Source organism: Leisingera sp. S132 (genome assembly GCF_025144465.1).
Classification (GTDB): Bacteria; Pseudomonadota; Alphaproteobacteria; order Rhodobacterales; family Rhodobacteraceae; genus Leisingera.
This window is the reverse complement of the sequence record NZ_CP083553.1, coordinates 1,403,257-1,426,688: the sequence shown is the minus strand read 5'-3', so window position 1 is coordinate 1,426,688 and position 23,432 is coordinate 1,403,257. Positions and strand designations below refer to the sequence as shown.

Genomic DNA, 23,432 nt, shown 5'->3' with positions numbered 1-23,432 from the left:
GCCCAGTCCCAAGGTCCAGATGACATGAGCGCTATCGACTCCCTTCCCCCCTTGCGCGAAGTGATCGCAACGCATCAGCTCTCGGCACGTAAGTCGCTGGGTCAGAACTTCCTTCTGGACCTCAACCTCACCGCCAAGATTGCGCGCCAGGCCGGCGACCTGACCGGCTGCGACGTTCTGGAAATCGGCCCAGGTCCCGGCGGCCTGACCCGCGGACTGCTGTCTGAGGGCGCCCGCCGGGTGCTGGCGGTTGAAAAAGACAGCCGCTGCCTGCCTGCACTGCAGGAGATCGCAGACGCCTACCCGGGACGGTTTGAAATGATCAACGGCGATGCGCTGGAGATCGACCCGCTGCAGCACCTCACACCGCCGATCCGCATCGCCGCCAACCTGCCCTACAACGTCGGCACCGAGCTTCTGGTGCGCTGGCTGACACCCAAGGAGTGGCCGCCGTTCTGGCAGAGCCTCACCCTGATGTTCCAGCGCGAGGTTGCCGACCGCATCGTGGCGCAGCCCGGCTCCAAGGCCTATGGCCGTCTGGCGATCCTGGCACAGTGGCGGGCGGATGCGCGTATCGTGCTATCGCTGCCGCCAGGTGCCTTCACCCCCCCGCCCAAGGTCTCCAGCGCCGTGGTGCATCTGGACGCCCTGCCAGAGCCGCGGTTCGAGGCCGATGCCGCCATCCTTTCCCGCGTCGTCGCCGCCGCCTTCAACCAGCGCCGGAAGATGCTGCGCGCGTCGCTCAAGGGCATTTCGCCTGATATCGAAGCGCATCTGACAGCCGCAGGCATCCCGCCCACCGAACGCGCCGAACAGGTAAGCCTGGAGGCCTTCTGTGCGCTTGCCCGCGAAGTTGCCAAAGCCTGACACTTTTTTTCCGCCCCTGACCCGGAGATCATATTTTTCTATGACACAGACCGTTGCACCCCGCCCGACGCTTCTGTCAGTGAACGTCAATGCTGTTGCCTACCTGCGCAACCGGCGCGAGGTGCCCTGGCCGGACCTGATCGACATCTCCCGTGCCATCCTGCAGGCCGGCGCCCATGGCATCACTGTGCACCCGCGCCCGGATGAGCGCCACATCCGGTTTTCCGACCTGCCGGCCCTGTCGCGGCTTATTGCCGAAGAATTCCCAGAGGCCGAATTCAATATCGAGGGCTACCCGACCCGCCACTTCATCGACCTGGTGCTGGAGAACAAGCCGCATCAGGTGACGCTGGTGCCGGACACGCCGGAGCAGTCCACGTCCGACCATGGCTGGGATTTTGCTGCCGATGGCGAGATGCTCCTGCCCATCGCTGAGGAGTTCAAGGCGGCCGGTATCCGGGTCTCCTATTTTGTGGACGCCAACCCTACTGATCCCGCACTGGCGCAACAGGCAGGTGCCGACAGGATAGAGTTTTACACTGGACCCTATGCTGACCAAACCGATCCTGCCTCTACCGCGCGTGAATTGGATCTGATCCGGGACACCGCGAACGAGGCCCGCGCCCTTGGCAGCCTGATGATGAATGCAGGACACGACCTGACCGTCGAAAATCTGCCCGGCTTGCGCCAGGCCATTCCCGATCTGGCCGAGGTCTCCATCGGCCACGGCCTGACAGCGGATGCCCTGATGCTGGGCTTCCCCGAAGCCGTGCGCCGCTATCTGAGGGTGCTGGGCCACGAAGTCTGATCACGCCCCCACCGGCATCCAAAAGAAAACCCCCGGGGCCATCAGCCCCGGGGGTTTTGCATAACTGGCAGCTGCTTATTCGGCAGCTTCCGCTGCGCCATCCTCAGCCTTAGGCTTCGGTTTGGCGCGCGGGCGGCCTGGTTTCTTCGGCGCCGGGGTTTCACCGTCCTCGCCTGCGGCTTCCGCGCCCTCGGCCTTAGCTGCGGGCTTGCGGGTGCGGGATTTGCGTGCCGGGGCTTTCTTCGGCGCAGCGTCATCGCCGCTCTCCGCCGGAGCGGCACTCTGGCTCTCCGGGGTCTCAACCAAACCGCTGTCCTGCCCGTTGCCATTGTCGCCGCGCGGGTCAATCACTTCAGGCTGCGGTGCGCTTGCCGGATCACTGTCAGCAGGTGCTGTGACCGCAGCCTCGCGTTCCTGACGCTCCAGCCGCTCCGCCCGCTCGCGGTCGCGCTCAGCCTGGCGCTCGCGGTTCTGGCGTTCCTGCTCCTCGCGGCGCGCTTCGATTTCGCGCTGCGCTTCGTTCAGCATCCGCAAGTAATGTTCCGCATGCTGCTGGAAGTTCTCTGCTGCAACACGATCATTGCCCAGCTGCGCGTCGCGGGCCAGCTGGTTGTACTTGTCAATGATCTGCTGCGGGGTTCCGCGCACCTTGCCTTCGGGACCGGAGCTGTCGAACACCCGGTTGACCACATTGGCGCCGTTCGGGCGATTCCGGTTCGACTTGGAGCGGGAACGTGATTTGGACGATCTCATATGCCTATCATAAGCCTTGAGTTAATGCGCCGTTGACCCTGTGCAGCGCGCCTCAGCGCCGGATCGTTAGCTTTTTTGGGCTTGATGCCGCGGGAATGCTTGAAAAGCGTTCACCTCTATACGGCTCATCTTGAGTAACCATGTTCCGAAGCCCCACACAAGGGGGCCAATTGGCTTTTCTGTGTTTTTTCACCCGAATCTGCAGATTTTCGCGTTAAAATCCGCGATTTGAGGGGGAATGCGCCCGTACCACCCTGTCCCGCCCGTCCAGATCCGGCAGCACCGCGATACCGTTGAAACCGGCGGATTCCAGCAGCACGCTCACCGCCCGGCCCTGCGTCGGACCGATTTCCAGCAGTATCCGCCCGCCTGGCGCCAGATGCGCCGCGGCCTGCGCCGCAATCTGCCTGTAGGCGCCCAGCCCGTCGCCGCCATCCGTCAGCGCAATGCCCGGCTCATGCCCGCGCACTTCAGCAGACAACCCGTCCATTTCGTCCAGCGCGATATAAGGCGGGTTCGACACGATCAGGTCGAACTGCCCCTCGACCTTTTCAAACCAGTCGGATTGCTGGATATCGGCGCGCGACTCTACCCTGTGCAGAACCGCGTTGGCGCTGGCCTGGAGACAGGCTGCCTCGCTGATGTCGACCCCCAGCCCGGTGGCCTCTTGCTGCTCTGCCAGCAAGGTTACCAGGATACAGCCGGAGCCAACCCCCAGGTCCAGCACCCGCACATAAGGCTCCGCCAATGCCGCCTCGATCAGGATTTCAGTCTCCGGCCGCGGATCCAGCACATTGCGAGAGACCTTGAAGCGGCGCCCGTAGAACTCCCGCTCGCCGATCAGATGCGACACCGGCACCCGGACCGCCCGCAGCGAAACCAGCTGTTCATAGCGTTCGGCAATTTCCGGCGCCAGTTCCTCCGGCGCGATAAGCGTCACCCGGCTGGCCTCGATCCGAGCTGCATGTGCCAGCAGCACCCGCGCATCCCGCGCCGGGTCCTGCACCCCGGCCGCCCGGAGCTTGGCTGTTGCGGCCGCCATTGCCTGTGCCGCGGTCTCTGCCATGCTCACCGCCCCATCTCGGCCAGAAGCCGCGCCTGATTGTCCGCGGTCAGCGCGTCGATGATCTCTTCCAGATCGCCGCCCATCACCTGGTCCAGCTTATAAAGCGTCAGGTTGATGCGGTGGTCAGTCATCCGGCCTTGCGGAAAGTTATAGGTGCGGATTCGTTCCGACCGGTCGCCCGAGCCCACCTGGCTGGCCCGGTCCGCCGAGCGTTCGCCGTCGATCCGCTGCCGTTCCAGGTCGTACAGCCGCGTTTTCAGCACCTGCATGGCGATCTCGCGGTTGCGGTGCTGGGACTTCTCCGACGAGGTCACGATCAGCCCGGTCGGCAGGTGAGTGATGCGCACAGCCGAGTCGGTGGTGTTCACATGCTGGCCGCCCGCGCCCGACGCCCGCATGGTGTCGATGCGGATGTCATTCGGGTCGATATGGATATCCACGTCCTCGGCCTCGGGCAGCACCGCAACGGTGGCCGCTGAGGTATGGATGCGCCCGCCGCTTTCCGTTGCAGGCACCCGCTGCACCCGGTGCACGCCGGATTCATATTTCAGCCGGGCAAAGACATTGTCACCCTTGATATGGGCCACCACTTCCTTGATGCCGCCCAGCTCGGTCACCTGCTCCTCGATGACGTCGAACTTCCAGCCCCGCCCTTCGGCATAACGCTGGTACATCCGCAACAGATCACCGGCAAAGAGCGCCGCCTCATCACCGCCGGTACCCGGGCGGATTTCCAGCATCGCCGGGCGGCTGTCGGCGGCATCCTTGGGCAGGAGGGCGAGCTGCAGCGTGTGTTCTGCTTCCGGGATCGCGGCCTTCAGCGCCGGGATCTCTTCAGCGGCCAGGTCCTTCATGTCCGGGTCCGCCAGCATCGCTTCCGCCTCTTCCAGATCGCTCAGGAGCTTGCGGTACGCAGTAACCTGCTCCGCCACCGGGCGCAGGTCAGAGTATTCCTTGGCCAGAGCGGCAATATCCCCGCCCCCCGCGCCATCCGCCATTGCGGCTTCAAGATACTGAAACCGCTGCAGGATCTGTTCCAGCCGTTCTTCGGGAACCATGGGTGCGCCTATTGTTGTTCATGTTTTGGCCAAATGACCCTCATGTGATATGCTAGACCCATGCGACATGCCAGAGCCCTTATTGCCACAATCCTCCTCACCCTGCCCGGCCTGGTGCTGGCGGATGTGAAGGGGCCAGGCGGCAAGACCATCGACTGCTACTGCACCGACAAATCCGGCTCCCGGGTCGAACTGGGTGAGCTGCGCTGCCTGCAAGTGGACGGCCGCATGTTCATGGCGCAATGCCAGATGTCCCTGAACGTGCCGATGTGGCGCGAGGTGCAAAGCAGCTGCCTGTCGGCGTCGCTGGGAGAGATGCCCGGTTCTTCAGCAGTTCCACCAGAGCTTCCGAAGATCTAAGTCGCAGCCGCTAAGGCGCAATTTCTGCTGCACAGTGAAAGCTCTTTTGCCGCGAGCATCTGCGCGGGCATTTTCTCCCTAACAAGGTCTGCAACCGCGCTTGGAACAGTAAGGCTTCCTATGTCGGGTTTGAGGGGCGAATACCAGTATCCGCGCCGTTGCTTTGCCCGCGCCGCACTTCACCCCCAATAGACACCAGCCCGATCAATCCACAAAAGGAGTGGAACCGTCCCACCCTGAACTATTGCCTGCCGGCGTCACCACCGGCGCGGCTGGGGTGGTCGGGGCGGTCACGACATAGTTCTGACCTGCGTCTTCAGCGACCACGCCATATTCTCCGGAAGCACAAGCGCCCGAAAAAATCTTGTATTCAGGGGCATTGGGCAACACTCTGACATTGAAGCCTGTAACAGGACCGCCGCCGCATATCTGACCGGCGGCATAGGTGTTGATATCCTGTACCGTCCAGCCTGAACCCGCACTACCGCTGAAACGGCCATTCCCGTCGTTGTCGAATTGCAGCTCATTGCTGGCAGGCACTCCACCGCAGGCAGCAAACAGCGCGCAACAAGCAAGCGACAGCACAGGCTTCGTGTATCCATGGGTCATGAAATGCTCTCCATTTTATAGTCCGCACTGATTGCTCAGCGCCTAAAAAACTTTTTTGAACAAGGCTCTGCAAACCACAATCAACAATCGCAGAACCGGGTCAAGGGTGGCGCAGCCACCGCGCGCGGGCGCGGCTTGCCCTTGATGCGGCATGACTTAACACAATCGACAACGCGACTTCAGAGACACCCCTGCCCCAGAAGTGCTTCTCAGCAAACCAATGGCTCATCGGCTGCCAGCCGGTGAGCCTGCGCCGCGCGGCAGCGCGGCGCCCGGCCCAACTGTGAGGCGCTTTTTCGAAAAGCCCGCAAACAGGCGGGAGCCCAGCATTACTCGCCAGCGGTAGCGGCCTGCGGCGCATCCTCCATCTCGGCGAGCCAGGTGTTGATCCGCTCCCGGTTGGCACCCAGATCGGACCGCCCGAACCGCAGGCGGGCATAAACCTTCAGCAGATCGCCGTCCTGCGCTGCGGTGGTATAGTCGGGAAAGCCCAGCACCTGGGTGCGGGTGATATAGGTCACCATGCCGTCGTCCGGGCCGCCCGCCAGCACGCTAGTGCGCGGCGCATGGCTGGCGATGCGGTGGAACCGCTCCAGCCCGTCCGGCCCGGTCCGGATCACCCGGAACACGCCGCCGCGGAACTCCTTGTCCTCGCTCAGCTCCGGCTGGGTGTTCCAGTCCAGCGGGTCGCTCGGCGCCAGCCGGATGAATCCCAGCCCGGCAACTATCGCGGCCAGCAGCAGCCAGCCCAGCAGCATCAGCCGCCTCAACGCGGTTTCAAGGTCACCCCTTGCCTCCTCCTCACACGCGGTCCTCCCCCGGCCTTCTGTGTGAGGCCGGACCGCTTATCTCGTTGCCACGCCCGGCAGCACGCACAACAGCTCATAGAGCAGGTTGGCGCCCACCAGGGCAGTGTTGCCCGAGGGGTCATAAGGCGGCGACACCTCCACAAGGTCGCAGCCCACGATGTTGACCCCCTTCAGGGACCGGATCAGCTCCAGCGCCTGCGGCGTTGTCAGCCCGCCGATTTCCGGCGTGCCGGTGCCCGGCGCATAGGCCGGGTCAAGACTATCGATATCATAGGAGACATAGACCGGCCTATTGCCGATATCGCGGCGAATTTCCGCACCCATCTGGTGCAGCGATCGGTTCCACAGCTCCTGCGCCGGGAAGTGCTGGAACCCCCAGCCCTGCGCCTCGGAGAAATCGGTGGCGGCATAACCGGTGCCGCGGATGCCGATCTGATAGGTCTTGTCCGGGACGATCAGCCCTTCCTCATAGGCGCGGCGGAACACGGTGCCGTGGGTTTCGCGCTCGCCGAACATCTCGTCGTTCACATCCGCATGGGCATCCACATGCACCAGCGCGACGGGGCCGTATTTCTTGGCAATGGCGCGCAGGATCGGCAGGGTGATGGAATGATCTCCACCCATCGCCACCGGGACCACCCCGCCGGACAGGATCGCATCATAGCTGTCTTCGATTATCCGCAGCGATTCCGGCAGCGAAAACGTGTTGATCGCCAGATCGCCAATGTCGGCAATGTTCAGACTGTCAAAGGGCGCCGCGCCCGTCGCCATGTTGTAGGGCCGCAGCATCGCGCTTTCCGAGCGGATCTGCTTGGGCCCGAACCGCGTGCCTGACCGCCAGGAGGTGCCAATATCCATCGGAACTCCCAGCACAGCCACATCCAAACCGCCCAGCGAAGTCGCCTGCGGCAGCCGCATAAAGGTGTTCGGCCCGGAAAACCGCGCCAGGTCATTGCCGCTGATCGGCTGATTGAAGTCAGTCATTGTCTCTCATGTTCCAGCCAAGAAGGCAGATAATTTCCGTCGCTGCGTGTGCTCCGGCAATAGCAGTTGCACCGGTTGTGTCAAAGGGCGGAGAGACCTCCACCACGTCGCCGCCCTTGATATTGATGCCGGCAATCTCCCGCAGGATGCGCGAGGCCTGGGCCGAACTCAGCCCGCCCCAGACCGGCGTGCCGGTGCCGGGCGCAAAGGCCGGGTCAAGACAGTCGATATCAAAGGTCAGATAAACCGGCCGGTCCCCGAGGATGTCCTTGATCCGCTGCGCGGTTTCCACCGGTCCGATCTCGTGAACGGTGGGCGCGTCGATGATATTGACCCCCAGCGTGTCGTCATTGGTGGTGCGGATCCCCACCTGCACGGACGTGGCCGGATCGACGATCCCTGTCTTCACCGCCTTGTAGAACATGGTGCCGTGGTCCACCCGGTCCATGTTGTCATCCGCCCAAGTGTCCGTATGGGCATCGAACTGCAGAAGCGAAATCGAGCCGTATTTCTCCGCATAGGCTTTCAGGATCGGAAAGCTGATGTAGTGATCCCCGCCCAGCACGACGGAGGCCGCATCCGCCGCCAGAATGCCGCGGATATGCTCTGTCAGCGCTGCGGGAAACTCGGGCACATTGGCATGATCAAAGGCCAGGTCGCCGTAATCTGCAATCGCCAGGGTGCTGAGCGGTTTGTACGGCCAGCCGTAGGGCTCATCCGGCGCCTGCATGGACGATGCCTCCCGGATGGCCCGCGGCCCCAGCCGGGTGCCGGAACGGTTGGTGACGGCCTGGTCAAACGGCACGCCAGTCACCGCGATGTCCACGCCCGTCAGGTCCTTGGTGTATTTCCGGCGCAAAAAGGATGTCGCTCCGCCAAAGGTGATTTCCGGGCTCAGCCCCTTCAAATCCTCACGGGTGAAGGCGTGATCGACGATGCGTTTTGCGTCTTCCAATGCCATGGCGGAGTGTCCCGGTTCTTATCCTGACCTTTTGATCAAATACAGGACCAGCAGGTCATTGTCATCACTCAGCGCCACTAGCCGTTCAGCGGTTGCGCACGCTCCACCAGCCGGGCAAAGAAGGACGCCCCCACCGGCGCAATCGCGTCGTTGAAGTCATACTTCGGATGATGCAGCCCGGCGCTGTCGCCCTGCCCCAGGAAGAGGTAAGAGCCGGGCCGTGCCTGCAGCATATAGGCGAAATCCTCTGCCCCCATCTCGCGTCCGCCGTCAGCCTCTACATTGGCATCGCCGGAAATCTCCTTGGCGACTTCCACCGCAAAGGTGGTCTTTTCGGCATCGTTGAACGTGGCCGGATAGCCGATCTCATAATCCAGTTCCGCCTCAACGCCGTAACTCGCCGCCTGACCGGCAACGATCTCCTTCATCCGGCGCATCACCATCTTCTGCACGTCGGGGTTAAACGTGCGCACGGTACCGTTGATATAGGCGGTATCGGGAATCACGTTGTCGACGGTACCGGTGTGGATCTGGGTGACCGAAACCACCAGATCCTCCAGCGTGTGATGGTTGCGGCTGACGATGGTCTGGATCGCCTGCGCCATGCCGCAGGCCGCCATCACCGGGTCGCGGGTTTCATGCGGCATTGCGCCATGGCCGCCCTTGCCCTGTATATGGATATGGAAAGTATCCACCGCGGCCATCAGTGCGCCCGGTGTTGTCAGAAAATGACCCTCCGGCAGGCCGGGCGCATTGTGCAGCGCATAGACCTCGCCAATGCCGAAACGCTCCATGATACCCTCTTCGACCATGATGCGTGCGCCGCCGATCGCTTCCTCCGCGGGCTGGAAGATCAGCGCAACGTGTCCCTTGAAGTTGCGCGTCTCTGCCAGGTATTTCGCCGCGCCCAGCAGCATAGCGGTATGGCCGTCGTGGCCGCAGGCATGCATGTTGCCCGCATGGCCAGAGGCATACTCCGCCCCTGTCTCCTCAGGGATCGGCAGCGCATCCATATCCGCCCGCAGGCCAATGGTCGGGCCATCCCCCTGCCCGTTGATGATCGCCACCATACCGGTCTGCGCGATGCCCTCGTGCAGCTCATCCACGCCGAAATCCCGCAGCCGCTCTGCCACAAATGCAGCGGTCTTGGGCAGGTCCAGCGCCAGTTCCGGGATCTGGTGCAGATGCCGCCGCCAGGCCTTCATCTCTTCGGCATAGTCGGCAATACGGTTCACAACGGGCATCGGGGTGGACTCCTGCTCCAGACTCGGGATGATGCATCTGACACCGGAAAAAGAGCAGCCGCAATGCAAGAAACAGACCTGATCCACGACCCCTCCGCAGGCATCGAGCGCTTGCTGGAAATTATGGCGCGCCTGCGCGACCCGCAAACCGGCTGCCCATGGGATATCGAACAGGATTTTGCCACCATCGCCCCCTATACCATTGAAGAGGCGTATGAAGTTGCCGACGCCATCGAACGCGAGGCCTGGGATGAGCTGAAGGGCGAACTGGGCGACCTGCTGTTCCAATCCGTCTTCCACGCCCAGATGGCTGAGGAGGCTGGCCACTTCACCTTTCAGGACGTCGTCCGGACCATGTCGGACAAGATGGTCTTCCGCCACCCGCATGTTTTCGGGGACGAAAGCCGCGAGAAATCCGCTGAACAGCAGACCCAGGATTGGGAGGCAATCAAGGCCGCAGAACGCGCCGGAAAGGAACAGAAGGGTACGCTGGACGGTGTGGCGGTTGGCCTGCCGGCGCTCCTGCGCGCCTACAAGCTGCAGAAACGCGCGGCCCGGGTTGGCTTTGACTGGCCGTCGGCTGACAATGTTATTGCCAAGATCACCGAAGAATGTGCCGAACTGGTCGAGGCCCGCGACAGCCTGTCCCACGCGGAAGTCGAAGAGGAGTTCGGCGACCTCTTGTTTGTGATGGCCAACCTGGGCCGCCACCTGGGAGTTGAACCAGAGGCCGCCCTGCGGGCCGCCAACGCCAAGTTCACCCGCCGCTTCGAAGGCGTCGAGGCCAAGCTCGCCGCCCGCGGCAAACGCCCCGAGGACAGCGACCTGGCCGAAATGGACGCGCTCTGGGACGCGGTAAAGGCCGACGAGCGCGCCTGAGCGCGTCCCGTCTCTTTTTCTTTGCCTTAAAAATTCAAACCCCGGCGGCGCTGCCGCCTGGCAGCCGAAGGCTTCAGGCCAAGCCGGCTTTCTTCAGATTCGCCATGATGGTCTTGAAGTCCTCGATGATCTTTTCCTTCTTCATCAGGTCCTTCCACAGCTTCTCCGCGGTCTTTTTGTCGCCGACCGCGATATTGACCATCACATCCTTCAGCTTCTTGGCGTCGGTGATACCCAGCAGCTTGGCAGCCTTCTTGGGGTCTCCCATTTTATTTTCGGCCACGTATTTCTTGTATTCGTCGCCGCCGGTAAAGCCCATCACATCCTTGTTCAGCATCAGGATGACTTCTTTCTTGCCGGTCTCGATGATCTTCTTCCAGTCACCGTTCTTGAAATCGCCCTTGTCGGCCAGCGCCTTGGCCGCCAGATGAGTTTTGGAAGTGATATTGACCGGCTCCTTGCCTTTCTTTTGGTCCATGTAGCGGGTCCAGAGCGATTCCGGATTGCCCTTGTTCTGGGTGAACATGAACTCATTCAGGCAATACCGCCGCTTGCAGTAATCCATGTAGGCGGCGGTCATCTTTTTGTCTTTCAGGATATCGCCAACAACCTTGGGTTCGTTCGGCATCTCTTGTCTTCCCCAATTAATCAAAGTGTTTCCGGCCAAACCTTGCCGTACCAATAAGGCCCTCAATCGGGCTGAAAAATCACGCCCAGCGTCAGCGGGCCATCCCGCCCGTGACGCAGCGTCAGGAAACTATAGAAAGCAAACGCGGGAGCGGCAAACTTCCGTCGCAGAAAATCTCCGGAAATTTGCAAAGGTTCGCGCCCTGCCGGTTCAAACCTGGAACGGCAGCGCGTAGTCTCGCTATTCACGACCAGCGGAGACCGCCATGAGCGCCAGAAAAATCATCATCGATACCGACCCCGGCCAGGACGATGCCGTCGCCATCCTGCTGGCACTGGCCAGCCCGGAAGATCTTGACCTTCTTGGTATCACCTGCGTGGCGGGCAATGTCCCTCTGGAACTGACCAGCAAAAACGCCCGCATTGTCTGCGAGGCCGCCGCCCGCCCGGATGTGCCCGTATTTGCAGGCAGTGCAGCGCCGCTTGCCCGTCCGCTGATCACCGCCGAACATGTGCACGGGCAGACCGGCCTCGACGGCCCGGACCTGTGGGAACCCGCGATGCCACTGGCCGAAGGTCATGGCGTTGATTTCATCATCGAAACTCTGCGCAGCCATGAGTCTGGCACTGTCACTCTCTGCACGCTGGGTCCGCTCACCAATATCGCCGCGGCGTTTACCACCGCCCCGGACATCATCCCCCGGGTCCAGGAAATCGTGATGATGGGCGGCGCCTATTTCGAGGTCGGCAACATCACCCCGGCAGCAGAATTCAACATTTATGTCGATCCGGAAGCGGCTGAAACCGTGTTCAAATCCGGCGTGCCGGTCACCGTGATGCCGCTGGATGTGACGCATAAGGTGCTGGCCACCAAGCCGCGCGTCGAAGCAATCCGCGCCCTTGGAACCCGCGTCGGCCATTTCACCGCAGAGATGCTGGAATTCTTCGAACGCTTCGATGTGGAGAAATACGGCTCAGAGGGCGGCCCCTTGCACGACCCCTGCGTCATCGCCTGGCTGTTGCAGCCTGACCTGTTCTCCGGCCGCCATGTGAACGTGGAAATTGAAACATCTTCCGACCTCACCCTCGGCATGACCGTCGCCGACTGGTGGGGCGTCACGGACCGCACGCCCAATGCCCTGTTCATCAGCGATGCAGACGCGGACGGCTTCTTCACCCTTCTGACAGAAAGGCTCGCCCGCCTATGAGCGCCGCCCTGCATCTCGCCAAACCCGAACACCTGGACACTGTTCTGGCCCTGGTTGCCGCCTTCCATGCCGAATCCGGACTGGACAGCAGCGACGAGCACCGCCGCGCCGGCATTGAGCCTTTGCTGAATGGCCACCCATACGGCGCCGTCTACCTGATCGGCCCCACCCGCGCCCCGATCGGCTACATCGTGATCACCTTCGGCTGGTCAGTGGAATTCGGCGGCATGGACGGGTTTGTCGATGAACTCTACATCCGCCCCGCCGTGCGCGGCCGCGGCATCGCCACCGAAGTGCTGACCGAACTGCCGAAATCGCTTGCCACGGCCGGCATGCGCGCCCTGCACCTGGAGGTCGACCGGGAAAACGAAACGGCCCAGCGGCTCTACCTGCGCACCCGCTTCCAGCCGCGCAAGAACTACATCCTGATGTCCAAGCAGCTCTGACACGCCGGGCCTGCAGACAGTTTGACGTACAGAATACGGCCCGGAAACCCACCGGCTTCCAGGCCTGAGATCGAACTGAAATCCAGCACTTCGCGGCGGGCCCGTCCACCCTTCCCCGGCAAAAGCCCGCCGCTGTGCGCCCCCTCCGGCAGAATTGCGCTGCTGCTCTCACTGCGCGCTTTTATGAGGAACCATCCTGCTGAGGCCGGCGTTATAGTCCCGTCTGCGGCCCGCAATTTGGCCGCCCTGGACCTGAAAATGGAGAATTCAAATGACTTTCCGCTGGATCCCTGCTCTCGCAAGTTCCGCTGTACTGGGCCTTGGCGCCTGTACCAACCTGACGCCGGAACAGCGCACCGTTGCCGGTGTGGCAGGCGGCGCCGCAGCTGGCCTGATCGCCGCTGACGCGCTCAAGGCTGATGACGACTGGCGCCTGATTGCGGCGCTTGGCGGCGCTGCTGCCGGCACTCTGGTTGCGCAGAACAACCAGTCAAACCAGTGTGCCTATTCCCGCGGCGACGGCACCTATTACACCGCAGCCTGCTAAGGTATTTTGATCTGGCGCCCTCCCCCCGGCCAGGGCGCCAGATCTTTGGCTGCAACCCGCACACAGGCCGCAGCCCTGGTATCAGCGTATTTCCCCGCCAAGGTTCAGCCGCTGGACCGGATCATCCGGTGACGCGGCCTGACCGCTGAACGGGTACATCCCCGGTCCGCTGCACCCCAATAGGGTCGAAAGAACTGCACAGATTGCCACTGTGCGCAACATCCGCATCTGCATCTGCATGGCCTGTTCCCCTTTCCCGCAGCACCTTTGCACCGCGTAAGAACACGCTAACATGACGCCAGCGTGAGCGTCTGTGATCCGGGCCACATATGCCGTTTCCGGCAGGTATGCCGTCAGATAAACCTGTAGTCCCGGAAACTTGCCGCCTCGCCCAGCTTCACGCCGTCCGGACCCAGCAGCGGCCAGATCACGGCCCCGCGGATCTCGAACCGCCGCCCCGAGGCGCTGATCCTGACGCCTGCGTAGTCCTCAATGAACCCCTTGGCCCGCATCTCGGCAAACATCGCATCCCGCTGCTCCCGGTGCGCAGGCTCTGCCGTCAGCCGTGACGGCATCGACGTCAGCTGCTCCCAGCCCATACCCCACAACACCTGCGCCGCCAGATTGCCATAGGTCAGCACCGGATCGGCGGCTGTATTGTGCGAGAGTACCGGAAACGGCGCGTGATAGAGCGCTTCGGCATCTGCGCTTTCCAGCAGCTTCCGGCCTGTTACCTTTGCAAATGAGGACAGCAGCAGCTCCGCATGTTGGGCTTGATAACTGTTCTGCGGTCCAGGCACCTGCATCTTTGCCTCTTAAGAAATTTTGCGAGGGAGCAATAGACCGCGCTTGCCACTTCTTCCAGCCGCCATACGTGCAAACGGATCGGCAAACAGTAAAAAAGCCCCGCCACTCAGGCGGAGCTTTCCCGCGGGGACTCCCCGCAGTTTCTTCTGGCCTCGGGCCTTACTTCAGGATCGAACGGCCTGCGTATTCTGCCACTTCACCCAGCGCTTCCTCGATACGGATCAGCTGGTTGTATTTCGCAAGCCGGTCAGAGCGCGCCAGCGAGCCGGTCTTGATCTGGCCGCAGTTGGTGGCAACCGCCAGGTCGGCGATGGTAGCGTCCTCGGTCTCGCCCGAGCGGTGCGACATCACGTTGGTGTAACGCGCGCGGTGCGCCATATCGACCGCCTTCAGGGTCTCGGTCAGGGAGCCGATCTGGTTCACCTTCACCAGCATCGAGTTCGCAACACCGCGCTCGATGCCCTCTGCCAGACGCGCCGGGTTGGTCACGAACAGATCGTCGCCCACCAGCTGCACGGAATTGCCGATCTTGTCGGTCAGCAGCTTCCAGCCGTCCCAGTCGTCCTCGGACATGCCGTCTTCGATGGAGATGATCGGGTAGTCATTGACCAGCGCCGCCAGATAGTCGGCGTTTTCTTCGCTGGACAGCGACTTGCCCTCGCCTGCCAGCACATATTTGCCGTCCTTGTAGTATTCGGTCGCCGCGCAATCCAGCGCCAGGTAGATCTCCTCGCCCGGCTTGTAGCCTGCTTTCTCGATCGACTTCAGGATGAAGTCCAGCGCCTCGCGGGAGGAGCCGATGTTGGGGGCAAAGCCGCCCTCGTCGCCGATCCCGGTCGACAGGCCAGCGGCCGACAGCTCTTTCTTCAGGGTATGGAACACTTCGGAGCCCATGCGCACGGCTTCGCGGATGTTGTCCGCAGCCACCGGCATGATCATGAATTCCTGGATGTCGATCGGGTTGTCGGCATGCTCGCCGCCGTTGATGATGTTCATCATCGGCACCGGCAGGACGCGGGCCGAGGTGCCGCCGATATAGCGGTAGAGCGGCTGGGTGGTGAAATCCGCCGCAGCCTTGGCCACCGCCATGGAGACGCCCAGAATGGCGTTGGCGCCCAGGCGGCCCTTGTTCTCGGTGCCGTCCAGCTCGATCATCGCCTGATCGACCGCGACCTGTTCGGTGGCGTCAAAGCCGACCAGCTCCTCGGCAATCTCGCCGTTCACCGCGGCAACCGCTTCCAGCACACCTTTGCCCAGGTAACGGGACGTGTCGCCGTCGCGCTTTTCCACCGCCTCATAGGCGCCAGTCGAAGCGCCCGAGGGCACGGCAGCACGGCCCATGGTGCCGTCTTCCAGGATCACGTCGACCTCAACCGTCGGGTTGCCCCGGCTGTCGAGGATCTCACGGGCGTGAATGTCGATAATGGTGCTCATCTGTCCATCCTTGGTTTGGCCTGAAAGCGGCGCGTTTTGCTGCCAGCGTCATACCAGCCGCTGCAGGAAAGTAAACCGGGATCGTTATCGCTAACACGCATAAAAGCGGCAGGTTAGGGCTAACAAGGCGCTGTTTGCGCCAACAGGGCAGAGGAATTTTGCCAGCCGGGACGTCAGGCCGCAGCTGCCGCCGCGCGGCGGGCGCGCCGCGCCAGCCGCTGCTCGCGCACAAAGGTGTAAAGCCCCGATCCGATGATCAGCGCAGCCCCGGTCATGGTCAGCGCATCGGGCCGCTCGCCGAAGACCAGCACACCCGCAAGGATCGAGAACAGCAGACGGGTATAGCGGAACGGTGTCACTGCCGAGGCATCCCCCACCCGCATCGCCGTGACGATGCCGTAATAGCCCAGAACGCCGAACAGCACCCCGCCTGCCATCATCAGGTATTCGTTCTGCTCCATCACCTGCGCCTCACCAGGCGTGAAGGCCAAGAGCAGCAGGCCCGCCGGAATAACCGCCAGAAACGCCTGGAAACTGACAACAGTGGATGGCACCGCGCTGTCCATTACCCGGGTCATCAGATCCCGCGTGGCAACCCCCAGCACCGCAATCACCACCAGCAATGCCGCGGGCTCAAAACTGTCCAGCCCCGGCCGGATGATCAGCAGCACCCCGGCAAAGCCCACACAGATCGCCAGCCAGCGCCGCCAGCCGACCTGCTCGCCCAGAAACAGTGCAGCCCCCATGGTGATCACCAGCGGCGTCGCCTGAAACACCGCAGCCACAACGGAAATGTCGACCAGCGCCAGCGCCGAGGCAAAGCCCATGGCCGACACCGCCTCTGTCCCTGCCCGCAGCACGGGGCGCAGCCGCCAGGACCGCGGCGCAAACAGGTTGTGCCCCTGCATCTTGGCCATCAGTGCAAAGACCAGCCCGCTGCCAAGACCAAGGCAGATCAGGATCTGGCCGACGGGCAAGGTGCCGGACAGCTGCTTGATGAACATGTCTTCAAGCGTGAAGAACGCCATTGAAGCGATGACCAGAAGAATGCCGTGCAGGTTGTTCATATTCGCGCGTCCCGTACTACAGTCCGGCAGCACGCCGGGCCATCCGGGCAAAAAACATCAGTGCCCCGGTGCGGGCAACTCCGTTTCCGACCCCCTGCCATGACAAGTCGTTACGGTGACCATCAAGACTTCTGATATATGTTAAGGAATGGCGGCTCCCGGTTACAGCCGCGGCATCCCGGCAGTGCCCCGGGTTTTCGCCGCACCACACCGCATTTTGCGCCGCTTTCCGTTTCCATATCCAGCAGGAGACACCCAGATGCCAGACTTCGATCCGCTGAATGCACTGATCAAAACCGCCAAGGACGCCGAGAAGGCGATCGACGAGTTGGGCAAGTCCGCCGTGGATGAAATCAGGGCAGCCATGCATGATGCCAACAAGGCGGAAAACAAGAACTATCCCATCGCCTATGAGCACATGAAACGCTCAATTGATGGCAAGGGCAACATCAGCCACGGGGTGAAATCAAAAATCTCGCTTGCCATCCTGAACAGCGCGGAACTGCGCAAGATCGCTGCCAAGCACAAGAAGCCGGTCAAGCTGAAGAACGCGACGATCTTCTTCGTCAAGAACCGCGACCTGGCCAGAACCCTGTACCAGGCGGCCCTCTCCGGCAATCTGACCCCCAAAGGCAAGACGTTCGAATTCGACGGAACAGTGAACGATGTCTATGACTTCCGCTGGGACTGGGTCCCCTAGAAGAAAACAGTCAGAGGGTTCAAGCTGCGCTATGCAGGCAATGCCGCCTATCTGGCGCAGCAAATGAAACTGATGAAGTCTTACAAAATTACGGTTCAGATCAAAGGCGAAGCCAAGATGTAGCCTGACCAGTTCTGCGCCAGCTTCAGGCCTTCTTGGCCGGCACCCCGTACAGCTCCAGCTTATGACCGCGCAGCTCATACCCCAGCTTGCGGGCGATCCGCTCCTGCAACTCCTCGATCTCCGGGTCGCAGAACTCGATCACCTCGCCGGTGTTCATGTCGATCAGGTGGTCATGATGCTCGCGCTCGGCATCCTCATACCGCGCCCGCCCGTCGCCGAACTCCAGCCGCTCCAGAATTCCCGCTTCCTCAAACAGCTTCACCGTGCGGTACACGGTGGCAATCGAAATCCCTGCATCCATCGCGCTGGCGCGGGCATAGAGCTCCTCGACATCCGGATGATCATCGCTGTCCTGCAGCACCTGGGCGATCACCCGGCGCTGGCCGGTCATGCGCAGCCCCTTGGCCTCGCAGCGGGCGATAATCGTCTTTTGCATCTCTTCCTCGCGGTTTTCTGGCCTTCCTCTTTAACGGAAGCGATCTGCGGCGAAAACAGGCTTTTCACCCGTATCAAAGGTTGACAAACAGCTTATCCACAGCCATTTGGCGCACAGGCATCCCTCCCTGCCGCGTGAGCAGAGGCCATGAGACCGGACGCGCAGCCTGCGCACAACCAATGATCCGGGGTCTAGTGATATGCCGCCATTCCCAAGATCACGCGTGGGGATTGCAGAGGCCAGCGGCCTGGCATCCGGCCAGCGTGCGTCTGAGGCTCCTGCCCCACCCCATCCGCGGCTCTGATCCGCGGCACCGGCCTGTGCATATTGCCTGGCCGCACAAGGATATGAATGTGACTGAATTTTCGACCATGGGGCTGCCCGAAAAGCTCCTGAACCGCCTCAAGGACATGGGTCTCAATGACCCCACCCCGATCCAGGCCCGCGCCATCCCCCATGCCCTCAACGGCAAGGACGTGCTGGGCCTGGCACAGACCGGCACCGGCAAGACCGCAGCCTTTGGCGTCCCGCTGGTGGCCCGCATGCTGGAATACGGCCGCAAGCCCGCCGCGATGACCGTGCGCGGCCTGGTGCTGGCGCCCACCCGCGAACTGGCCAACCAGATCGCCGACACCCTGAAGGGCCTGACCGAGGGCACTCCGATGAAAGTCGGCCTTGTGGTCGGCGGCGTCTCCATCAACCCGCAGATCGCCCGCATCGCCAAAGGCACCGACATCCTGGTTGCCACCCCCGGCCGCCTCATTGACATCCTCGACCGCGGCGCGCTGGACCTCGGCTCCTGCGACTTCCTGGTTCTGGACGAGGCCGACCAGATGCTGGACCTGGGCTTCATCCATACACTGCGCAAGATCGCGGCGCTGATCCCGGCGGAACGCCAGACCATGCTGTTTTCGGCCACCATGCCCAAGCAAATGAACGAGATCGCCAACTCCTACCTGCAAAGCCCGGTCCGGATTGAGGTCTCGCCCCCGGGCAAGGCCGCCGACAAGATCACCCAGTCGGTGCATTTTATCGCCAAAGCCGCCAAGCTGGACCTGCTGAAGGAACTGCTGAACGCGCACAAGGACGAGCGCACCCTGGTCTTCGGCCGCACCAAATGGGGCATGGAAAAGCTGATGAAGACGCTGGACAAGGCAGGCTTCTCGGCGGCGGCGATCCACGGCAACAAGTCCCAGGGCCAGCGCGAGCGCGCTTTGGCCGCCTTCAAGGCAGGCGAGATCAAGGTGCTGGTGGCTACCGACGTCGCAGCCCGCGGCCTTGACATCCCGGACGTGAAATACGTCTACAACTTCGAGCTGCCGAATGTCCCGGACGCCTATGTCCACCGCATCGGCCGTACCGCCCGCGCGGGCAAGGACGGCCAGGCGGTTGCGCTTTGCGCACCGGATGAGATGGAAGAACTGAAGGCGATCCAGAAGGTGATGAAACTCACCATCCCCGTGGCCTCCGGCCGCCCCTGGGAAGCCATGCCGGATCCGGCAGCCCCCGCAGGCAAACCGGGCGGCCGTCCCGGCGGGCGCCGCGGCGGCGGCAAACCCGGCGGACCGCGCCGCCGCAGCGGTGGCGGCGGTAACAGCAGCCAGGGCAAACCGCAGGGCGGCAAACCCGGCAATGCCCAGCGCCGCGGCCAGAAACAGCGCGCGCGCTGAACTTTCCCCGCCAGCGCCGGGTCAAGGGTCCCGCAGGGACCGCGCGGCACGCGCGGCTTGCCCTTGACGCGGCGCTGGCGGATTACACACTTGAACTGGCGCCTAAGGGCAGACCTGCCCTTTGGCGCCTCTCAGCAGAGAAAACCTGCGCTGCGCAGCAGCGCCCGGCCCAAGGCCGCCAAGGGGTTTCAGGCACAGCCTGGGCACCTGCGGGCGCGGGAGCTTTCCCGCCTCAAACCGCCCGCAAATCCGCCCAGACCGGCAGATGGTCTGAGGCGATATGGGCCGGACGCCCTCCATGCACCCCATGCGCCACCGCTGCCAGCCGTTTGCAATGGGCAATCCGGTCCAGTGCCCCAAGCGGCCTGAGCGCCGGAAAGCTCGGCCTGGCAGGCAGAAACTTCAGCGCCGGCGCGATGTGCTCCAGCACGGCCCCGCGTGACCATTCGTTGAAATCCCCCGCCAGCACCACAGCGGCGTCATCACGTTTCGCGGCCCGCGCCAGCGCATGCATCTGCTCGCGCCGCGCCCGGCCTGTCAGCCCCAAGTGGGCGCCAATCACCCGCACCGGGCCCACCGCAGTTTCCAGTTCCACCCAAACTGCGCCGCGCGGCTCCAGCCCCGGCAGCGTAATATGGCCCTTGCCCCGCAACTCAACCCCGTTGCGGTACAAAACCGCGTTGCCATGCCAGCCGAGCGACCCCGCACCGCCCAGATCCGCGGCCTGCCAGCCGGTTTCCTCCACCAGAAAATGCGGCAGCGCAGCGGGACGCGGCGGCAAACGCTTGTCCGCTTCCTGCAGCACCGCCACATCCGCCCTGAGCCCGGCCAGCACCTGCAGAATACGCTCCGGCCGCCGCCGCAGGTCCAGACCGATGCACTTCTGAATATTGTACGTGGCAATCCGCAGCGTATCAGGCCGCCTTGTGTCCGGCATCCGCACCCCCATTCGATGCCCCGATCTTGCGCAAAACCCGCGCCGCCGTACAGCCCCGTTCCATCCGCCAGCGCCGGCGGGTTCCGCTTGACTTGACGCTTCCGCCCGCCTCCAGTGGCCGCCATGACGGAAAAACGCCCCATCGACGCCTCCGGTGCCGCGCTGCTGACCGGTTTCGCCCTGCTCCTCGCCTTCAACCAGGTGGTGATCAAGGTGACCGGCGGCGGCTTTGGCCCGGTATTCCAGGCCGGGCTTCGCTCCGCCATCGGCCTCCTGGTGCTGGCGGCCTGGATTGCCCTGCGCCGTCCCCGGCTCGGACCGCTGCCCCGCGGCGCCGCGCTTTGGGGCGTGATCGCGGGCCTCCTGTTCTGCTTTGAGTTCATCTGCCTGTTCATCGCGCTGGATGTGACTTCTGTCTCACGCGCCTCGATCATTTTCTACTCGATGCCGGTCTGGCTGGCGCTGGCCGCGCATCTGCTGCTGCCCGGCGAACAGCTGACCCGGATCCGAAGCCTGGGCCTGGTGCTGGCGATGAGCGGGGTGGCGCTGGCGGTTCTGGACCGCGACGGCGGCACCGCCAGCCTGGCGGGTGATCTGCTGGCACTGGGGGCCACTTTCGGCTGGGCCGGCATCGCGCTGTGCCTGCGCATCACGCCGCTGGCGGCAGTGCCGCCAGTCACCCAGCTGGTGTTCCAGCTGGCGGTTTCCGCCGTGCTTCTGACGGCTGCCGCGCCGCTGTTCGGCCCGCTGGTCCGCGAGACCGAACCCCTGCATCTCTGGGGGCTGGCCTTCCAGGGGATCTGCATCGCCAGCCTCGGCTATCTCTTGTGGTTCCAGCTGATTAAGATCTACCGCGCCAGTTCGGTGGCCTCTTTCAGCTTCCTGTCGCCGGTGCTGGCGGTGCTGATGGGCTGGGCGCTGCTGGATGAGGTGATCGGGCTGCAGGTCTGGGCCGCCCTGGCGCTGGTCGCTGCGGGCGTATTCCTGATCAACCGGAAATGATGCCGCATTAAGGGGGCTGCCTGCCCCCTCTTGAGCTTTTGGCTCAATTCACCCCCGGGGATTTTTCAGGCCAGATGAACAGGGGATCAGGTCCCGCAGAAGGTCGCCTGCACCACTTCCTCCGGCAAAGGCGGGCGCTGCAGGTCCGTATTCTCCGGCTGATCCTCATAAGGTTTGGCCAGCACCGCGTTCAGCCGGTGGAACAGCCCATAGTCGCCTGCCACGGCGCCTGCGATCATTTCCTCGATCCGGTGGTTTCGCGGGATGAAGGCGGGGTTGGCCGCACGCATCACCGCCTGCGGATCCGGCTCCCCTTCCAGCCGTGCCCGCCAGTCCGGCTCCCAAGCCTCAAAAGCCGCCGGATCGGTGAACTGGTCCCGCGCCGAGCCATCCGCCAGGGCGCGGAAAGTGTTGGTGAAATCGCTCTGGTTCTCTGCCATCCCGCCCAGCAGAGAGGTAATCAGCTCCAGATCCCCGTCCCGCTCTGTGCTGATCCCCAGTTTTGCCCGGAACCGCCGCAGCCAGGCTGCTTCGGTCAGCGCGGGCATCGCGTGCACGATCTCCGTTGCCGCCTCGACACCTTCCTGCGGATCCTCCATCTGCTGAATCAGCGCGGTCGCCAGCTGCGCCAGGTTCCAGACTGCGATCGCGGGCTGGCTGGCATAGGCATAGCGCCGCCCCCGGTCGATGGAGGAAAACACCGTGTGCGGGTGATAAACATCCATGAAGGCACACGGGCCATAGTCGATGGTCTCGCCGGAGATCGAAGAATTGTCGGTGTTCATCACCCCGTGGATGAAGCCCACAGACATCCAGGCGGCAATCAGTTCTGACTGTGCGTCGCGCACCGCACGCAGCAGCCCCATCGGGCCATCGGCCTCCGGGTAATGGCGGGCAATGGCATAGTTTGTCAGCTGACGCAGGCTCGCCTTGTCGCCGCGCGCGGCGAACACCTGGAAGGTCCCTACCCGCAGATGGCTCGCCGCCACCCGGGTCAGCACCGCACCGGGCAGGCCGCCCTCGCGCCAGACCGTTTCGCCGGTCTCCACCGCCGCAAGCGCCCGCGTGGTTGGAATGCCCAAAGCGTGCATCGCCTCGCTCACCACATATTCGCGCAGCACCGGCCCCAGCCAGGCGCGCCCATCGCCATTGCGCGAGTACGGCGTGCGGCCCGAGCCCTTCAGCTGGATATCCCGGCGCTTGCCGTCCGTTCCCACCACTTCGCCCAGCAGGATCGCGCGCCCGTCGCCCAGTTGCGGGTTATAGGTGCCGAACTGATGCCCGGAATAAAGCTGCGCCAGCGGATCCGCGCCCTCAGGCACTAAATTGCCGCCGAACACCTCTGCCATCTCCCCGGCCTCACCGGGTGTGATCCCCATGATCCGCGCCAGATCCCCGTTGAAGGCCGCCAGCTTGGGCGCCTTCACCGGCTGCGGCGGCAGTTTGGAGTAGAACTGCCCCGGCAGGGCGGCATAGGTGTTGTCAAAGGGGATCGTGAGTGTCATGGCCCAAACATATGACTGGAATAGAGATTTACCAGCACCAAAGCGGAGGCAGCAGCAATGGACGCGGACCGGATCATCGAACACCTGGGCCTTCAGCAGCACCCGGAGGGCGGCTGGTACAAGGAAACCTGGCGCGCGGAGAATGAGGGCCGCCCCACAGGCACCTGTATTTACTTCCTTTTGAAAGCGGGGGAGTCCAGCCACTGGCACCGGGTCGACGCGACTGAGATCTGGCTTTTCCACGCCGGCGCACCGCTGGTGCTGTCGCTGGCAGCCTCTGATGAAGGCCCGGCGCAGGATCACCTGCTCACCCCGGACCTGACCCAGGGCGCACCGCAGCTGATAGTGCCCGAGGGCCACTGGCAGGCTGCCCGCAGCACCGGAGACTTCACGCTGGTCAGCTGCACGGTGTCGCCGGGCTTTCAGTTTGAAGGGTTTGAGCTGGCTGCTCCAGGCTTCGACATCCCGCGCGGCTGAACGCAAATTTCTTCTGAAGAAATTTGGCAAGAATTTTCTGAAAATTCT

General features: G+C 63.1%; 26 protein-coding genes. 11 read left to right on the top strand and 15 right to left on the bottom strand.

From position 1 onward, the window contains the following. Positions 1–24: 24 nt before the first annotated feature. Positions 25–867, top strand: coding sequence for a 16S rRNA (adenine(1518)-N(6)/adenine(1519)-N(6))-dimethyltransferase RsmA (gene rsmA, locus K3725_RS06995; RefSeq protein WP_260018087.1), 843 nt, complete (start codon positions 25–27; stop codon positions 865–867). A gap of 40 nt (positions 868–907) precedes the next feature. After that, the gene (locus K3725_RS06990; protein ID WP_260018086.1) at positions 908–1,675 is read left to right on the top strand and encodes a pyridoxine 5'-phosphate synthase; all 768 of its coding nucleotides are present in this window, start codon (positions 908–910) and stop codon (positions 1,673–1,675) included. A 75-nt stretch (positions 1,676–1,750) separates the two neighbouring features. Here the strand turns inward: K3725_RS06990 and K3725_RS06985 are convergent, their stop codons facing one another. The 3 genes from K3725_RS06985 to prfA form a co-directional block, all read right to left on the bottom strand. Beyond that, a complete protein-coding gene (locus K3725_RS06985) occupies positions 1,751–2,428 on the bottom strand; it encodes a DUF4167 domain-containing protein (protein ID WP_260018085.1) in 678 nt (225 codons plus the stop codon). A 214-nt stretch (positions 2,429–2,642) separates the two neighbouring features. Beyond that, the gene (gene prmC, locus K3725_RS06980) at positions 2,643–3,494 is read right to left on the bottom strand and encodes a peptide chain release factor N(5)-glutamine methyltransferase (protein ID WP_260018084.1); all 852 of its coding nucleotides are present in this window, start codon (positions 3,492–3,494) and stop codon (positions 2,643–2,645) included. 2 nt (positions 3,495–3,496) lie between these two features. Next, positions 3,497–4,552 (bottom strand): peptide chain release factor 1, encoded by a 1,056-nt coding sequence (prfA, locus tag K3725_RS06975; protein WP_260018083.1) that lies wholly within the window; start codon positions 4,550–4,552, stop codon positions 3,497–3,499. A gap of 60 nt (positions 4,553–4,612) precedes the next feature. Here prfA and K3725_RS06970 point away from each other — a divergent pair, with 60 nt between their 5' ends. Beyond that, complete coding sequence (locus K3725_RS06970; protein ID WP_260018082.1) at positions 4,613–4,912, top strand: hypothetical protein; 300 nt, start codon at positions 4,613–4,615, stop codon at positions 4,910–4,912. Between the two features lie 204 nt (positions 4,913–5,116). On the opposite strand, the gene K3725_RS06965 is transcribed toward K3725_RS06970, so the two are convergent. The 5 genes from K3725_RS06965 to K3725_RS06945 form a co-directional block, all read right to left on the bottom strand. Then, the gene (locus tag K3725_RS06965) at positions 5,117–5,521 is read right to left on the bottom strand and encodes a hypothetical protein (RefSeq protein ID WP_260018081.1); all 405 of its coding nucleotides are present in this window, start codon (positions 5,519–5,521) and stop codon (positions 5,117–5,119) included. 329 nt (positions 5,522–5,850) lie between these two features. Beyond that, positions 5,851–6,279 carry a DUF1499 domain-containing protein gene (locus K3725_RS06960; RefSeq protein ID WP_409201591.1) on the bottom strand — a complete coding sequence of 143 codons (429 nt, stop codon included), beginning with the start codon at positions 6,277–6,279 and terminating at the stop codon, positions 5,851–5,853. Between the two features lie 87 nt (positions 6,280–6,366). Beyond that, the gene (gene speB / locus K3725_RS06955; protein ID WP_260018079.1) at positions 6,367–7,314 is read right to left on the bottom strand and encodes an agmatinase; all 948 of its coding nucleotides are present in this window, start codon (positions 7,312–7,314) and stop codon (positions 6,367–6,369) included. Then, on the bottom strand, positions 7,307–8,275 hold the full coding sequence (speB, locus tag K3725_RS06950; RefSeq protein ID WP_260018078.1) for an agmatinase: 969 nt from the start codon (positions 8,273–8,275) through the stop codon (positions 7,307–7,309). Before speB (K3725_RS06950) ends, speB (K3725_RS06955) begins: the two co-directional genes overlap by 8 nt. Before the next feature lie 77 nt (positions 8,276–8,352). Then, complete coding sequence (locus K3725_RS06945) at positions 8,353–9,519, bottom strand: M20 aminoacylase family protein (protein ID WP_260018077.1); 1,167 nt, start codon at positions 9,517–9,519, stop codon at positions 8,353–8,355. A 63-nt stretch (positions 9,520–9,582) separates the two neighbouring features. Between K3725_RS06945 and mazG the strand changes: the two genes are divergently transcribed. Further along, entirely contained in the window at positions 9,583–10,398 is an 816-nt protein-coding gene (mazG, locus tag K3725_RS06940) for a nucleoside triphosphate pyrophosphohydrolase (RefSeq protein ID WP_260018076.1), read from the top strand. 73 nt (positions 10,399–10,471) lie between these two features. Here the strand turns inward: mazG and K3725_RS06935 are convergent, their stop codons facing one another. Further along, positions 10,472–11,026, bottom strand: a complete 555-nt coding sequence (locus tag K3725_RS06935; protein ID WP_260018075.1) for a hypothetical protein — start codon at positions 11,024–11,026, stop codon at positions 10,472–10,474. Positions 11,027–11,291: 265 nt separating this feature from the next. Between K3725_RS06935 and K3725_RS06930 the strand changes: the two genes are divergently transcribed. From K3725_RS06930 to K3725_RS06920, 3 genes are all read left to right on the top strand, one after another. After that, positions 11,292–12,233: a nucleoside hydrolase gene (locus tag K3725_RS06930; protein ID WP_260018074.1), complete on the top strand. Its 942-nt coding sequence runs from the start codon at positions 11,292–11,294 to the stop codon at positions 12,231–12,233. Further along, positions 12,230–12,679, top strand: a complete 450-nt coding sequence (locus tag K3725_RS06925) for an N-acetyltransferase (protein WP_260018073.1) — start codon at positions 12,230–12,232, stop codon at positions 12,677–12,679. The genes K3725_RS06930 and K3725_RS06925 overlap by 4 nt, the downstream gene beginning before the upstream one ends. Positions 12,680–12,950: 271 nt before the next feature. Then, on the top strand, positions 12,951–13,226 hold the full coding sequence (locus K3725_RS06920) for a glycine zipper 2TM domain-containing protein (protein ID WP_039178560.1): 276 nt from the start codon (positions 12,951–12,953) through the stop codon (positions 13,224–13,226). Between the two features lie 353 nt (positions 13,227–13,579). Here K3725_RS06920 and K3725_RS06915 read toward each other — a convergent pair whose 3' ends face one another. The 3 genes from K3725_RS06915 to K3725_RS06905 form a co-directional block, all read right to left on the bottom strand. Next, on the bottom strand, positions 13,580–14,032 hold the full coding sequence (locus tag K3725_RS06915; protein WP_260018072.1) for an MEKHLA domain-containing protein: 453 nt from the start codon (positions 14,030–14,032) through the stop codon (positions 13,580–13,582). A gap of 160 nt (positions 14,033–14,192) precedes the next feature. Continuing rightward, complete coding sequence (gene eno / locus K3725_RS06910) at positions 14,193–15,467, bottom strand: phosphopyruvate hydratase (RefSeq protein WP_260018071.1); 1,275 nt, start codon at positions 15,465–15,467, stop codon at positions 14,193–14,195. 173 nt (positions 15,468–15,640) lie between these two features. Beyond that, the gene (locus K3725_RS06905; protein WP_260018070.1) at positions 15,641–16,534 is read right to left on the bottom strand and encodes a DMT family transporter; all 894 of its coding nucleotides are present in this window, start codon (positions 16,532–16,534) and stop codon (positions 15,641–15,643) included. 259 nt (positions 16,535–16,793) lie between these two features. On the opposite strand from K3725_RS06905, the gene K3725_RS06900 reads away from it, so the two are divergent. Next, entirely contained in the window at positions 16,794–17,234 is a 441-nt protein-coding gene (locus K3725_RS06900) for a hypothetical protein (protein WP_260018069.1), read from the top strand. 145 nt (positions 17,235–17,379) lie between these two features. Here K3725_RS06900 and K3725_RS06895 read toward each other — a convergent pair whose 3' ends face one another. Next, positions 17,380–17,793 (bottom strand): Fur family transcriptional regulator, encoded by a 414-nt coding sequence (locus K3725_RS06895; RefSeq protein WP_260018068.1) that lies wholly within the window; start codon positions 17,791–17,793, stop codon positions 17,380–17,382. 353 nt (positions 17,794–18,146) lie between these two features. Here K3725_RS06895 and K3725_RS06890 point away from each other — a divergent pair, with 353 nt between their 5' ends. Beyond that, positions 18,147–19,463: a DEAD/DEAH box helicase gene (locus tag K3725_RS06890; RefSeq protein ID WP_260018067.1), complete on the top strand. Its 1,317-nt coding sequence runs from the start codon at positions 18,147–18,149 to the stop codon at positions 19,461–19,463. 232 nt (positions 19,464–19,695) lie between these two features. On the opposite strand, the gene K3725_RS06885 is transcribed toward K3725_RS06890, so the two are convergent. Next, a complete protein-coding gene (locus tag K3725_RS06885) occupies positions 19,696–20,400 on the bottom strand; it encodes an endonuclease/exonuclease/phosphatase family protein (protein ID WP_260018066.1) in 705 nt (234 codons plus the stop codon). Between the two features lie 123 nt (positions 20,401–20,523). Here K3725_RS06885 and K3725_RS06880 point away from each other — a divergent pair, with 123 nt between their 5' ends. Next, positions 20,524–21,402, top strand: coding sequence for a DMT family transporter (locus tag K3725_RS06880; RefSeq protein WP_260018065.1), 879 nt, complete (start codon positions 20,524–20,526; stop codon positions 21,400–21,402). An 86-nt stretch (positions 21,403–21,488) separates the two neighbouring features. Here K3725_RS06880 and K3725_RS06875 read toward each other — a convergent pair whose 3' ends face one another. Next, complete coding sequence (locus K3725_RS06875; RefSeq protein WP_260018064.1) at positions 21,489–22,907, bottom strand: YdiU family protein; 1,419 nt, start codon at positions 22,905–22,907, stop codon at positions 21,489–21,491. A gap of 57 nt (positions 22,908–22,964) precedes the next feature. Here K3725_RS06875 and K3725_RS06870 point away from each other — a divergent pair, with 57 nt between their 5' ends. Next, entirely contained in the window at positions 22,965–23,384 is a 420-nt protein-coding gene (locus tag K3725_RS06870) for a cupin domain-containing protein (protein ID WP_260018063.1), read from the top strand. The last annotated feature ends 48 nt before the right edge of the window (positions 23,385–23,432 follow it).

Excerpts from the sequence above, each read along its gene's own strand:
- rsmA (WP_260018087.1), top strand. The coding sequence starts at position 25 with ATGAGCGCTATCGACTCCCTTCCCCCCTTGCGCGAAGTGATCGCAACG.
- K3725_RS06990 (WP_260018086.1), top strand. The coding sequence starts at position 908 with ATGACACAGACCGTTGCACCCCGCCCGACGCTTCTGTCAGTGAACGTC.
- K3725_RS06985 (WP_260018085.1), bottom strand. The coding sequence starts at position 2,428 with ATGAGATCGTCCAAATCACGTTCCCGCTCCAAGTCGAACCGGAATCGC.
- prmC (WP_260018084.1), bottom strand. The coding sequence starts at position 3,494 with ATGGCAGAGACCGCGGCACAGGCAATGGCGGCCGCAACAGCCAAGCTC.
- prfA (WP_260018083.1), bottom strand. The coding sequence starts at position 4,552 with ATGGTTCCCGAAGAACGGCTGGAACAGATCCTGCAGCGGTTTCAGTAT.
- K3725_RS06970 (WP_260018082.1), top strand. The coding sequence starts at position 4,613 with ATGCGACATGCCAGAGCCCTTATTGCCACAATCCTCCTCACCCTGCCC.
- K3725_RS06965 (WP_260018081.1), bottom strand. The coding sequence starts at position 5,521 with ATGACCCATGGATACACGAAGCCTGTGCTGTCGCTTGCTTGTTGCGCG.
- K3725_RS06960 (WP_409201591.1), bottom strand. The coding sequence starts at position 6,279 with ATGCTGCTGGGCTGGCTGCTGCTGGCCGCGATAGTTGCCGGGCTGGGA.
- speB (WP_260018079.1), bottom strand. The coding sequence starts at position 7,314 with ATGACTGACTTCAATCAGCCGATCAGCGGCAATGACCTGGCGCGGTTT.
- speB (WP_260018078.1), bottom strand. The coding sequence starts at position 8,275 with ATGGCATTGGAAGACGCAAAACGCATCGTCGATCACGCCTTCACCCGT.
- K3725_RS06945 (WP_260018077.1), bottom strand. The coding sequence starts at position 9,519 with ATGCCCGTTGTGAACCGTATTGCCGACTATGCCGAAGAGATGAAGGCC.
- mazG (WP_260018076.1), top strand. The coding sequence starts at position 9,583 with ATGCAAGAAACAGACCTGATCCACGACCCCTCCGCAGGCATCGAGCGC.
- K3725_RS06935 (WP_260018075.1), bottom strand. The coding sequence starts at position 11,026 with ATGCCGAACGAACCCAAGGTTGTTGGCGATATCCTGAAAGACAAAAAG.
- K3725_RS06930 (WP_260018074.1), top strand. The coding sequence starts at position 11,292 with ATGAGCGCCAGAAAAATCATCATCGATACCGACCCCGGCCAGGACGAT.
- K3725_RS06925 (WP_260018073.1), top strand. The coding sequence starts at position 12,230 with ATGAGCGCCGCCCTGCATCTCGCCAAACCCGAACACCTGGACACTGTT.
- K3725_RS06920 (WP_039178560.1), top strand. The coding sequence starts at position 12,951 with ATGACTTTCCGCTGGATCCCTGCTCTCGCAAGTTCCGCTGTACTGGGC.
- K3725_RS06915 (WP_260018072.1), bottom strand. The coding sequence starts at position 14,032 with ATGCAGGTGCCTGGACCGCAGAACAGTTATCAAGCCCAACATGCGGAG.
- eno (WP_260018071.1), bottom strand. The coding sequence starts at position 15,467 with ATGAGCACCATTATCGACATTCACGCCCGTGAGATCCTCGACAGCCGG.
- K3725_RS06905 (WP_260018070.1), bottom strand. The coding sequence starts at position 16,534 with ATGAACAACCTGCACGGCATTCTTCTGGTCATCGCTTCAATGGCGTTC.
- K3725_RS06900 (WP_260018069.1), top strand. The coding sequence starts at position 16,794 with ATGCCAGACTTCGATCCGCTGAATGCACTGATCAAAACCGCCAAGGAC.
- K3725_RS06895 (WP_260018068.1), bottom strand. The coding sequence starts at position 17,793 with ATGCAAAAGACGATTATCGCCCGCTGCGAGGCCAAGGGGCTGCGCATG.
- K3725_RS06885 (WP_260018066.1), bottom strand. The coding sequence starts at position 20,400 with ATGCCGGACACAAGGCGGCCTGATACGCTGCGGATTGCCACGTACAAT.
- K3725_RS06880 (WP_260018065.1), top strand. The coding sequence starts at position 20,524 with ATGACGGAAAAACGCCCCATCGACGCCTCCGGTGCCGCGCTGCTGACC.
- K3725_RS06875 (WP_260018064.1), bottom strand. The coding sequence starts at position 22,907 with ATGACACTCACGATCCCCTTTGACAACACCTATGCCGCCCTGCCGGGG.
- K3725_RS06870 (WP_260018063.1), top strand. The coding sequence starts at position 22,965 with ATGGACGCGGACCGGATCATCGAACACCTGGGCCTTCAGCAGCACCCG.